A 12,221-nucleotide genomic window follows, 5' to 3' on the forward strand; every position below is an offset into this window, starting at 1 on the left:
ACGCATGGCAGCCTTCCTCCCAAGTAGCGCTCCGTGCCTACCTGGGATTCAGGCTTTATATCCTGGCCTTTGGCGTCTGGTAGGTGCGGAGAACCCAGACAAAAATTTCAATGAATGGCTTGAATTCTTTCGGCACAACATCATTGGTGCAGAGGTTGAACGATGACGGCATACATACTCCCGCCCCCCCCGCTGGCATTGCCTCCAAGGGTAATCGTCCCGGCCGGGAAGCTCCGCGCAAAGAGCCGCAGGGTCGTATCCGAGGTCACCAGATTCTTGCCCGTATCGGTAAAGGGGTTCAACCACGATGGTTTCGGCGTGAGCCGGACATCATAGGCCACTGACACGGACACCGGTTGATTCACCGTAAAGCGCAGGAAGGCCGCCGTCGTCGCCGCTTTATCATTATTGGCAGTTTGGATATACGCCGCGCCCTGCACGCTCGCGGGCACCGTCGTAAATCGATAGGCGCGGTCCCGATACACCGTGCCCCCGGCTTGGAGACCGATGGCCGACATCTCATACACTGACCCACTGGCCACGGTCAGGTCCGAAACGCTTAATGGAGGCGTGGGTGGATAAGGGACCGTGCTGGTACCGGCCGCTGAGGGCTGGACGATGACGGCATACATACTCCCGCCCCCCCCGCTGGCATTACCCCCAAGGGTAATCGTCCCGGCCGGGAAGCTCCGCGCAAAGAGCCGCAGGGTCGTATCCGAGGTCACCAGATTCTTGCCCGTATCGGTAAAGGGGTTCAACCACGATGGTTTCGGCGTGAGCCGGACATCATAGGCCACTGACACGGACACCGGTTGATTCACCGTAAAGCGCAGGAAGGCCGCCGTCGTCGCCGCTTTATCATTATTGGCAGTTTGGATATACGCCGCGCCCTGCACGCTCGCGGGCACCGTCGTAAATCGATAGGCGCGGTCCCGATACACCGCGCCCCCGGTTCGGAGGCCAGAGACAGGCACCACATACCCTTGCCCACTAGCAACCACCATGTTCGAAATTGTTAATGGGGACACGGTTGGATTCGGGACACTCCCGGTCACTGGGGCTGAACTTGTCGTATTGCCCGCTGCATCGCGTGCAACTGCCGTAAAGGTATATTTCCCGGGAGCCGCTCCATTAGTGTTCCAGGTTAATGAGAAGGGGGCGGTGGTATCTTCCGCCCCCAGATTATTCCCATTGAGTCGGAATTGGACGCCCACCACCCCAACATTATCCGTGGCGGTAGCGGATAGCGCAATTGTACCGTTTAGAGACGTCCCATTTTGCGGAGATATCAGAGTGACCGTGGGGGGCGTGAGGTCGGGAGGTGGTAGAACCGTCCCGGTCACTGGGGCTGAACTTGTCGTATTGCCCGCTGCATCGCGTGCAACTGCCGTAAAGGTATATTTCCCGGGAGCCGCTCCATTAGTGTTCCAGGTTAATGAGAAGGGGGCGGTGGTATCTTCCGCCCCCAGATTATTCCCATTGAGTCGGAATTGGACGCCCACCACCCCAACATTATCCGTGGCGGTAGCGGATAGCGCAATTGTACCGTTTAGAGACGTCCCATTTTGCGGAGATATCAGAGTGACCGTGGGGGGCGTAATATCGGGAGAAGGGCCGGTTGGCTGGACGATGACGGCATACATACTCCCGCCCCCCCCGCTGGCATTGCCCCCAAGGGTAATCGTGCCGGCCGGGAAGCTCCGCGCAAAGAGCCGCAGGGTCGTATCCGAGGTCACCAGATTCTTGCCCGTATCGGTAAAGGGGTTCAACCACGATGGTTTCGGCGTGAGCCGGACATCATAGGCCACTGACACGGACACCGGTTGATTCACCGTAAAGCGCAGGAAGGCCGCCGTCGTGGCCGCTTTATCATTATTGGCGGTTTGGATATACGCCGCGCCCTGCACGCTCGCGGGCACCGTCGTAAACCGATAGGTGCGATCGCGATACACCATCCCCCCCGCTTGGAGACCGATGGCCGACACCCCATACGCTGACCCACTGGCCACGGTCAGATTCGAAATGAGTAGTGAGGAGGGGGGCGGCGGATTAGAAGCCCCGGAAGAGGTGGAAGCATTGGCGATATATTTCTTCACCTCCGGGGAGGGAAGACTTTCATTGCCCGAGGCATCAAACGCCGTAATCGTAAAATAGTGCGTTTTGTCCGTAAGTAAGTTGGCATATTGGTAGGTCGTGATCTTCCCGACCGTCGTAGGAACCCCATAGACCCCCGGGTTGGTTCCTCGATAGATCCGATACCCCGCTAAGTTGGTCTCTTGATTGGGGGACCATTGGAGGGTGGCCGAATCACTGGTCGCAGATTGCGCCCCAGTCGGAAGAACAAGGAGGCAACTGCCGAACACACACCACGCAATACACCTTCTCAGACGACTCACTGTACAAACGTCGGACATGGGATCCCTCCTTCGAACACATACAGAGGCCCCATTCCCGCACGTCTCCCTTTCTTCGGTAACCCGGCTATCAGAAATTCTGACCCGTGGCTTTGCGTCCCCACTTCACAATGGGTTTGCCTTTATCGGAAAGAGGCCACCGCTTTACAAACTGTTATGCCATCTTCTTTTGAATAATGAAAACTCTCTCTTGAATGTGAGCGGACACAGGCTCTCTTGACTTCACGGGCTTTTATCGGTGGATACCCAAAAGCCTTTAGGCAGGAAGCAGGCAGGGGAGGTTGGAGCAGGCTCATGGCAGTTGACGCCCCTTCATGATCGTTCTTGAAGGGCCAATTGCCAGTTTTTTTTGCAGGAGCCCGGTGCCGTGACCGGTAAGTAAATTCACGCTCCTTTCTTGACGCAGCCCTCTTGATTGGGAACCGAAAGGCCCCCGTCACAAGCCATTCTTTCAGACGCATGGCAGCCTTCCTCCCAAGTAGCGCTCCGTGCCTACCTGGGATTCAGGCTATTTCCAGCATGCAGCGCTCATGACAGGCAACCCTGATTTCAAGAAAATAGGACATTCAGACAAGCCACGTTCTATACCTGAAGAAAAAAACGATAGGTATTGAGTGTACTTATTTATTGAGAAATACAAATAACGGATTACCGGTCGTCAAAATTCTCCTGGACGAGATTACACCTCTCACATTTTAGCATCCACAAGGAGGGCAATGGCCTTGCGGATTTGCTCACGCGCACCAAGAAGGACGAGGACATCACCTGGCTCCAGAATCGTTTCGCGAGAAGGATTTGATTGTGTTACGCCATTCCGGGTAATCGCAATCACAGAAGCGCCCGTCCGTCCATGGATATGCAACTGTCTCAATGGTTTCCCCAACACGTGAGAATCGTTTTCCACCCGACAGGTATCGACTTGCACATCAGCCAATGTTCCAGCACGTAGATGGTGAGCTAACTCAGGTAGCTCCCCTCGCCGAAGCAGGAGATAACCCTCCCTACGAATTTGTTCAACTTTGTCTTGGATCATGGCCTTCGGCGTCTGGTAGGTACGAAGAACCAAGGCAAAAATCTCAATGGATGTTTCGAATTCCTCCGGCACGACATCATTGGCTCCTAACTCTTGGAGATCCTGCAATTCCTTTAAATATCGTGTTCGTACGACAATATGAAGAGTGGGATTCAGCTGTCGTGCTTGCTGGACAATCCGGCGCGCTCCAAATGGGTCAGAGGTCGCGACCACGAGCACTCTTGCCAATATGATCCCGGCCTGAGTCAGCACCCTGGGATTCGTCCCATCCCCGTAGAAAATGGTGCCTCGGCCTTTTTGATCAGCCTGCACGACATCAGGATTAACGTCCAGCACAACAAATGGAATTTCCATATCACCTAAGACCCGTGCAAGATTCCGCCCATTTAAACCATAGCCCACGATGATGACATGATCTTTGACTTTGATTTTGGTGCTTTGTGACGCATGGGACTGACGTCGAGGAAACCAATGCTTCAGGCGGTCAAGCGCCTCGGTCCGTCTAGCCAGACGGGGAGCCCATTGAATCAAAAAGGGCGTAATCGTCATAGACAACACCGATACTGCAAGAAAAATATTATAGGCTTGCGTGTCCAATAACCCTTCCCCCTGACCCACTCGTGCAAGAATAAAGGCAAACTCTCCCACCTGCGCTAAGGCCACCCCTGTTAATAATGCAGAAGACACGGGAGCCCCAGCTAGGAACACTGCTCCGGTTCCCGTAAGGAATTTTCCCAAAACTACAAGCACCAACATCCCCATCACCAGGAGGGGAAATTCAAAGATGACCGAGGGATTCATTAGCATCCCCACTGAGACAAAAAATAAACTATTAAAACTATCCCGAAAGGGAATGACTTCGGCGAGCGCCTGATGACTATATTCAGATTCAGAAATCACGAGGCCCGCGATAAAGGCACCAAGAGCCAATGACAGCCCCGCGAGAGAGGTCAACCAAGCCGTTCCCAGCCCCAACACGATAATCGACAAGAGAAATAGTTCTCGGCTTCGAGTCCCCACAATAAGATGAAGAACATGAGGGACCAAAACCCGTGCAGCCAGCACAATTAACCCCACAACCATGACGGATTTCACAAGCGTTTCGACAATGACCCCTGTCTCCCCTTGGGAACCTGTCCCCAGTACCGGAGTCAGTAAAATCATAGCCACCACGGCTAGATCCTGGAAAATAAGAATCGCCATAGTTGCTTGCCCATGTAGCGCATCCATTTCCCCTCGATCTCCCAGAATCTTGAGGACAATGGCGGTGCTGCTCAACGACAACAACAGACCCCAGAAGACCGATTCCTCCCAGGATCGACCCAATAACCATCCCCCAAGCACTACGCCACTGAGCATGCTCAAAATCTGCAGGGGACCACCAACCCATAACAGCCTTCTGGAAGCCCGTATGCGAGAAAGAGAGGTTTCCAAGCCAATGGTAAACAACAACAACACCACACCGATTTCGGCAAGAGTTTCGACTTGGTGCAGATCAGAAATGAGGTTCAACCCATGGGGACCCACTAAGGTGCCAGAAACTAAAAATCCCGCAACTGCCGGTAGCCGGATTTTTTGAAAAACAAATACAACCAGAACGGAAATAGAAAAAATAATGAGGACATCTCGTAGGATGTGGACTTCACTCATAAGTCGAGTGGGTGGCGATGGCAGGGATTCAGCGTATTCCCCATACCTGACATAGACACGATAAAGAAGTTTGGGTGGATTTCAAACACCCATCATCCCTCGGATCGAGGGAAATGTCTACTATTCGCTTTGACCCACTCATCTGAGATAGAACCATGCTATTACGGATAGGGGAGGAAGAAGGATCAAGGGGAGAATCGAGATGGGGCATTCCAGACCCATCCCGATCAATTGAGAAAATTAATAGCCTTTTACGAGTGGACTGAAGAGGAAAAATCCTGAAAGAGCCAGGGAGCCTCCTGAGCCCGGCGCTTTTCATAGGCAGTAATCGCGGATTCATGTTGAAGCGTGAGTCCAATTCCGTCCAATCCCTTCAACAAACAATCCTTGCGAAAAGGATCCAGGGTAAAGGAATACTTCTCCCCTTCGGGAAGAATGACAATCTGCTGAGCTAAGTCGACTGTGATCTGATATTGGTCAGTATGAGCTACTCGGTCAAACAATGTTTGGATGACTTCTCCTGGAAGCTCGACGGGGAGAATCCCATTCTGAAAACAATTGTTGTAGAAAATATCGGCAAAACTCGGAGCCACAATACAACGAATGCCATAATCCAACAAAGCCCATGGAGCGTGCTCCCTTGAGGATCCACATCCGAAATTTTCACGGGTCAATAGAATCGTGGCCTGTTGATAGCACGATTGGTTGACAAAAAACTCAGGATCCTGAGACCCATCCGCACGCCGCCGCCAATCGGCAAATAACCCCTCTTTGAGGCCGGTGCGATGGATCGTTTTCAAATATTGTTTCGGAATGATTTGATCCGTATCAACATTGCCACGATTTAACGGAGCAACCGTTCCGGTCAATATGGTAAACGCTTGCATATCTATCTCCCGTTTAAATGTAGTGGAAGCAGATGATCTCTTGAAGGCAAAAAAATTCCCTTATTGATCTCACATCTTCCAATCACGAATATCAACAAAATGTCCCTCAACAGCAGCAGCAGCAGCCATAGCAGGGGATACTAAGTGGGTCCGTCCACCCTTTCCCTGACGCCCCTCGAAGTTTCGATTACTGGTTGAGGCACATCGTTCTCCCGGTGTGAGCACGTCCGCATTCATGGCGAGGCACATACTGCATCCTGGTTCACGCCATTCAAAACCCGCGTCGCGAAAAATCCGATCCAAACCTTCCTCCTCCGCTTGATGTTTGACTAACCCTGATCCAGGCACCACCATGGCTTTGACGCTTTGGGCAACGTGCTTTCCTTTGGCATACCGTGCCGCCACCCGTAAATCCTCAATTCGTGAGTTGGTGCAGGACCCGATGAAAACTCGATCGACCCGGATGTCACATATAGGGATACCACCTGGCAACCCCATATACGCTAAGGCACGTTCTGTTGCCATCCGCAGTTTTTCATCCGGAATGGATGCAGGATCAGGCACATGGCCATTCACATCGGTCACCATTCCGGGATTGGTCCCCCAAGTCACTTGAGGTGAAATATCCTCCCCTCGCAGCTCAACAACCTTATCAAACCGGGCTCCAGGGTCTGTTTTCAATTTCAACCAATCCGACTTCGCCTGCTGAAATACCTCCTCCTTCGGACTAAGCGGCCGATTCTTCACATATGCGACCGTCAATTCGTCCGGACTGACCAGACCAGCACGCGCTCCCGCCTCAATAGACATATTACAAAGGGTCATCCGGCCTTCCATTGAAAACGATCGGATCACCGAACCCGTATATTCCACGACATATCCGGTTCCACCACCAATACCAATTTGCCCGATAATCGCCAGTATGACATCTTTGGAAGAACAATAATCAGGAAGCGTGCCCTCCACCCGAATTTCCATAGTCTTGGGTCGTTTCTGGACCAAACATTGCGTCGCCAACACATGCTCGACTTCTGAGGTGCCAATGCCAAACGCCAAGGCTCCAAACGCCCCATGAGTCGATGTATGGGAATCTCCACACACAATCGTCATCCCCGGTAGCGTCAACCCTTGTTCAGGTCCGATGACATGGACAATACCTTGACGGATATCCTCCATCCCATAATAGGTAATTCCAAACTCTGCACAGTTGCTTTCCAAGGTTGAAATTTGCAAGGCACTCATAGGATCGGCAATGCCCTGCGACCGATCGGTGGTTGGAACATTGTGATCGGGAACAGCGAGCGCCGCAGTTGGACGCCTTGGCCTCCTGCCAGCCAACCGGAGTCCCTCAAAGGCTTGCGGGGAAGTCACTTCATGCACGAGGTGTCGGTCAATATACAATAAGGTTGTCCCATCTGGCTCTTCACGAACCACATGCTGATCCCAAATCTTTTCAAACAATGTTTTGCTTGCCATGGAATGCATCCTTCTTTCTTTTTGAAAATTTCGGACTCTAATTATCTACATTTGCTCCCTTCTGGCAAGTGCCAGGAGGAGCTTTTTCCAGATTTGGTTTCAGATCCGCCTTTTCTTTGTGGTCTTTTAAGACTTCTGATATACTTTTCCCTACGACAGTGAACAATCCAATCTGAAACTTTCACCTTCTCGATACTTAGGTGGAAATAAGTGGATACCGGCTATCATTCATCCAGCCCCGAACCAATCTAAAGGGTTTCCGGCCAGCGGCGAAGAACGACTCAACGTCGAATATCAAGGTTAACCGGAAAATCAGACATAGAAAAGTAAAGTTGATCTATTTCCCCTGTAGCACGTAAAGACTCTAACAATCCTATTTCCGACTCCGCCATTGTCGCCCACCCTCTGAAATTGATAGGTCTCAACACTTCTCATGGGTATATTCAATTATTTCATTAGCCATTTTTCCCAAGACATGGCCATCGATTTAGGAACTTCCTCCACATTAATTTATATCAAGGGCAAAGGGATTGTCTTGAACGAGCCCTCCGTGGTGACAGTTGAGACAAACTCAAAAAAACTTCTGTCGGTTGGGGAAGAAGCAAAGCGAATGATCGGGCGAACCCCTGGCAATCTCACTGCCATTCGTCCCATGCGAGAAGGTGTTATTGCTGATTTTGACATGACAGAACGCATGTTGCGCCATTTTATCCAAAAAGTTCATCGCGGGGGAACTCTGCTCAGGCCACGAATTATTATTGGCGTCCCATCCAGAATTACGCAAGTCGAACAACGTGCCGTTAAGGAATCAGCCGAATTGGCTGGTGCACGGGAAGTTTATCTCATCGAAGAACCGGTGGCCGCTGCAATCGGAGCGGGATTGCCGATTACCGAGCCTTCCGGCAACATGGTGGTGGATATCGGAGGAGGCACAACCGATATTGCCGTGATCTCCCTGGGAGGGATCGTTTACAGTGAATCAGTCCGGGTTGCGGGCGATCAATTGGATGGAGCCATCACAAACTATCTCAAGCGGGAATACAGCTTGCTAATCGGCGAACATATGGCAGAACGCATCAAGATGGAAATCGGCTCAGCCTACCCTCTGCCTGAAAAAAAGCAAATGGCCGTCAAGGGGCGAGATGTGGTATCCGGCATCCCCAGAACGATTCTTGTCGACGACAATGAGATACGAGAAGCTTTACATGATTGCCTCACCACGATCATCCGAGCCATTCGTCTGGCCTTGGAGAACACTCCGCCGGAATTGGCAGGAGATATTATTGACCGAGGGATCGTGCTGACCGGAGGCGGATCAATGCTTCAAGGGCTGGATAATCGACTACGCGAAGAAACGTCCCTACCCATTGTTACTGTCGATGACCCCTTAACCTCGGTCGTCTTAGGAGTAGGAAAAACTCTCGAGGAATTTAGCCTCCTTCGGAAAATTTCTTCGCATTCCAGGCTGAATCCCTGAGCTTCCCTCTATTTGCATGCCTCGATCAGAGCCGAATTTTCCCATACCTACAAGTATCCGTCGAGTTCTAGGAGTTATCTTCATTCTATTCCTCGCACTCCTGCTGTTTCTGCCGCGACAATCTCAGGAATGGTTAAGTCATGTTGGAGGACCTTTCGCACGAATATTGGAAGTCCCCCTGCATGCTGTAGCCTCGGTACAGAATTCTATCCGTCAAGCGTGGGACCACTACATCGCACTACAGGATGCTTGGGAAGAAAATCAACTGCTAAGGCAGGAAGTTCAGCGCCTACAAGGAGAGAAGAATTTCCTTCGAGAAAAGGCCATTATTGCCACGCAATTTCAACAATTACTGGCGTATCAGGAAACCACGCCCATGACGACCCTTCCGGCTCGAATCATCGGCCGAAATGTGTCCAATTGGTATCGGTCCATGATCATCAATAAAGGCAGTCAAGACGGCATTCACCCGGAAATGGGTGTCATCACTGATGCCGGAGTGGTAGGACGTGTCGTACGAGTCAACCCCACGACATCCATCGTGCTTCTTCTTTCCGACCCCAATGTCGCGATCACCGGGATGATTCAAAAAAGCCGGGATGAGGGACTGGTACAGGGAACCCCTCAAGGAACCATTCATATGAAATATCTGCCTCCTCTTTCCCCCGTTCAACCAGGAGATCCAGTGGTCACATCTGGATTAACAAATGATTTTCCCCGTGGACTCCAAATTGGCCGGATTCACGAGGTCACCAAAGCCGATACCGATTTATTTCAATTGGGGGAAATTGAGCCAATTGTAGATTTCACCAAACTGGAAGCGGTCCTGGTGATTACCTCATTTCAGCCTGCGCTCCCTCCATCATTACCGAAACCGGCGGTCTCTCCTTCTCCCTGATGTAATCACGTGACGATTTTTCTCAACATTCTTCTGTGCTTTGGAGTGGTTCTGGCCCAAGCCGTCTTTAGCACCATCCTTTCCGTCAAAGGGATTTACCCGGATTTATGTTTCATCTTGGCCTGCTTAATCGGGTTTCTTTCAGGCGAATACAAAGGACTGATGATCGGACTGACGGTGGGACTATTTCAAGACTTACTCACTCCAGGCGGAATTGGGCTCAATATGGTCATAAAGGCACTTGCCGGTGGCTTGGCCGGCATCACAACCCACACATTTTCCACAGTCACCAGTGCCTCAGTTCTGCTCATCACCTTCGCGTTGTCGTTAGGGTGTGGATTAGCCTCTCTCGTCGTGGCATACCCGGAACTAAATAGCCTCGACCTCTTACATGCCTTCTCCTCAGGACTGATCCCACAAGGCCTCTACAACAGCCTACTAACCCTGGTGATGTTCTGGTTAATCAAGTTCATTGGCCAATCGGTGAATATGGTACACTTAGGCCAGAAACCTCGATAAGACCCACACAATGTTGGACACTTCCCGCCAAGCCAATGAACTTGCCGATATTCAAAACCGACTAATTTTCGTCAAGATCGGCTTTCTGATGCTGTTGGTGTTATTGGGGCTCCGTCTTTGGCAACTACAGGTTCGGGACGGATTGCACTACCAAGACCTCGCCCGCGACAATCGCACTCGAACTATTATCTTAGAACCGGCTCGCGGGCTTCTATATGATCGGAACGGCGAACTTCTTGCCAATAATATCCCCAGCTTCCAATTGTATCTTTCTTTGGAAGACCTACAGGATCGTGAAGCCCTTCTGGCTCAGTTACCTCAGTTCGTCGACATTGACCAACAAGAGCTTTCCCATAAACTAGCACTCAAGAGTCGAAGAGGCCGAGTTAAAATTAAAGCCGATATTACCCTTAAAGAGGCGTCGCTCATCGAATCGCACCGGCTGGAACTTCCCGGGGTAGTGATTCAGCCGGAATATCAACGTCACTATCCACTTGAGAATTACGCCTCACATGTCCTGGGGTATGTGGGTGAGATTTCCGAATCCCAGCTTAAGGAGCCGGGATTTTCCGATCTTCAGGGAGGACGCATCATCGGGCAAAATGGAGTAGAGCGGACATTTGATGAATATCTTCTAGGAGAAACTGGAGAAGAAGTCATTGAAGTCGATGCCCTGGGGTATCCGAAACGGTCACTTTCCGTTCGCCGTCCCCTGGCTGGGGATGACCTATACCTGACTCTCGACATTCGACTTCAACGCCTCGCAGAAGACCTATTGGGAGAGGAGGCCGGAGCCATTGTCGCCCTGGATCCCTGGAATGGAGACGTCCTGGCGCTGGCAAGCAAACCTGGGTTTAATCCCAATGATGTCTCGGGAGGGATTAGCGCCAAAGACTGGCAACGATTTCTCAAAGATACCCGCCACCCCCTCACCAATCGCGCCATTCAAGGCCAATATCCACCGGGGTCGGTATTTAAAATCATTATGGCAGCAGCCCTCCTGGAGACTCAAACGCTCAGCGCACAGGAAATGACCCCCTGCCATGGAACATTTCCCTTTGGAAGGCGGGTCTTTCGTGATTGGAAAGCCGGAGGGCATGGTCAAGTCGACTTAACCAAAGCCATTGCGGAATCTTGTGATGTGTACTTTTACAAGGCCGGCAATCAATTGGGGGTCGATCCCATCTCCACCTTTGCCCGTCGGTTCGGATTAGGTGAAAAGACAGGCATTGCGCTCCCTTCAGAACGGTCTGGCCTCGTCCCTTCCACGGAATGGAAAAAAAGAGTCAAACAGGAACCATGGTACCCTGGAGAGACCATTTCAATTTCCATTGGGCAAGGATTTTTAACCGTGACCCCCCTTCAGATGGCGAAAGTGGCTTCCATCATTGCGACCAATGGACGAGTGGTCCAACCTCGGTTGCTCAAAGCCTCCCGACTTCGACGAACCGGCAATCTCAAAGAAGTTCCTGAGCCACCCATTCGCCAATTAGCCATCTCTCCCCAAACGTTTGCGCATATCAAGGAGGGATTGGCTGCAGTCGTCACCAGAGGAACAGCCAAACTGGCCCAATCAGAGTTCGTGAACATTGCGGGTAAAACCGGAACAGCTCAGGTCGTTGCACTGAAACCTGATGGGGACAAAGATAAGAACAAGGAGACTCAAAAGGAATTTCGAGACCATGCCTGGTTTGTGGCGTTTGCACCCGTAGAACATCCAAAGATTGCGGTGGCGGTATTAGTTGAACATATGGGGCATGGAGGCTCGGCGTCCGCTCCCTTAGCCAAGACCCTCATTGAAGCCTATATGGGCTATGAGACCACTCAACAGCCTGCTCCCTCTCTCAGAAACCCAATCCCCTAGGGA

At 51.5% G+C, this 12,221-nt stretch carries 8 protein-coding genes and 1 riboswitch; of the genes, 4 read left to right on the top strand and 4 right to left on the bottom strand.

Going from position 1 to position 12,221, the window contains the following annotated elements; genetic code table 11:
* Nucleotides 1–140: 140 nt before the first annotated feature.
* From PJI16_00820 to leuC, 4 genes are all read right to left on the bottom strand, one after another.
* Nucleotides 141–2,414 (bottom strand): Ig-like domain-containing protein, encoded by a 2,274-nt coding sequence (locus PJI16_00820; GenBank protein MDT3776103.1) that lies wholly within the window; start codon nucleotides 2,412–2,414, stop codon nucleotides 141–143.
* 54 nt (nucleotides 2,415–2,468) lie between these two features.
* Nucleotides 2,469–2,545, bottom strand: a riboswitch (cyclic di-GMP riboswitch).
* A 557-nt stretch (nucleotides 2,546–3,102) separates the two neighbouring features.
* Nucleotides 3,103–5,097, bottom strand: coding sequence for a cation:proton antiporter (locus PJI16_00825; GenBank protein ID MDT3776104.1), 1,995 nt, complete (start codon nucleotides 5,095–5,097; stop codon nucleotides 3,103–3,105).
* Between the two features lie 251 nt (nucleotides 5,098–5,348).
* Nucleotides 5,349–5,984: a 3-isopropylmalate dehydratase small subunit gene (gene leuD / locus PJI16_00830; protein MDT3776105.1), complete on the bottom strand. Its 636-nt coding sequence runs from the start codon at nucleotides 5,982–5,984 to the stop codon at nucleotides 5,349–5,351.
* Between the two features lie 69 nt (nucleotides 5,985–6,053).
* Nucleotides 6,054–7,460 (bottom strand): 3-isopropylmalate dehydratase large subunit, encoded by a 1,407-nt coding sequence (gene leuC / locus PJI16_00835; GenBank protein ID MDT3776106.1) that lies wholly within the window; start codon nucleotides 7,458–7,460, stop codon nucleotides 6,054–6,056.
* Nucleotides 7,461–7,893: 433 nt separating this feature from the next.
* Between leuC and PJI16_00840 the strand changes: the two genes are divergently transcribed.
* Genes PJI16_00840 through mrdA form a run of 4 tightly spaced genes read left to right on the top strand, consistent with a single transcriptional unit; the run spans nucleotide 7,894 to nucleotide 12,218 of the window.
* Nucleotides 7,894–8,937 (top strand): rod shape-determining protein, encoded by a 1,044-nt coding sequence (locus PJI16_00840; protein MDT3776107.1) that lies wholly within the window; start codon nucleotides 7,894–7,896, stop codon nucleotides 8,935–8,937.
* 16 nt (nucleotides 8,938–8,953) lie between these two features.
* Complete coding sequence (gene mreC / locus PJI16_00845) at nucleotides 8,954–9,835, top strand: rod shape-determining protein MreC (GenBank protein ID MDT3776108.1); 882 nt, start codon at nucleotides 8,954–8,956, stop codon at nucleotides 9,833–9,835.
* Nucleotides 9,836–9,844: 9 nt separating this feature from the next.
* Entirely contained in the window at nucleotides 9,845–10,354 is a 510-nt protein-coding gene (mreD, locus tag PJI16_00850; GenBank protein MDT3776109.1) for a rod shape-determining protein MreD, read from the top strand.
* A gap of 10 nt (nucleotides 10,355–10,364) precedes the next feature.
* On the top strand, nucleotides 10,365–12,218 hold the full coding sequence (gene mrdA / locus PJI16_00855; protein MDT3776110.1) for a penicillin-binding protein 2: 1,854 nt from the start codon (nucleotides 10,365–10,367) through the stop codon (nucleotides 12,216–12,218).
* Nucleotides 12,219–12,221 lie beyond the last annotated feature (3 nt).

Source organism: Nitrospira sp. MA-1 (assembly GCA_032139905.1).
Classification (GTDB): domain Bacteria; phylum Nitrospirota; class Nitrospiria; order Nitrospirales; family UBA8639; genus Nitrospira_E.

Bases quoted from the DNA above. Each gene is read 5' to 3' on its own strand.
- PJI16_00820 (MDT3776103.1), bottom strand. From the start codon at position 2,414: ATGTCCGACGTTTGTACAGTGAGTCGTCTGAGAAGGTGTATTGCGTGG.
- PJI16_00825 (MDT3776104.1), bottom strand. From the start codon at position 5,097: ATGAGTGAAGTCCACATCCTACGAGATGTCCTCATTATTTTTTCTATT.
- leuD (MDT3776105.1), bottom strand. From the start codon at position 5,984: ATGCAAGCGTTTACCATATTGACCGGAACGGTTGCTCCGTTAAATCGT.
- leuC (MDT3776106.1), bottom strand. From the start codon at position 7,460: ATGGCAAGCAAAACATTGTTTGAAAAGATTTGGGATCAGCATGTGGTT.
- PJI16_00840 (MDT3776107.1), top strand. From the start codon at position 7,894: ATGGGTATATTCAATTATTTCATTAGCCATTTTTCCCAAGACATGGCC.
- mreC (MDT3776108.1), top strand. From the start codon at position 8,954: ATGCCTCGATCAGAGCCGAATTTTCCCATACCTACAAGTATCCGTCGA.
- mrdA (MDT3776110.1), top strand. From the start codon at position 10,365: ATGTTGGACACTTCCCGCCAAGCCAATGAACTTGCCGATATTCAAAAC.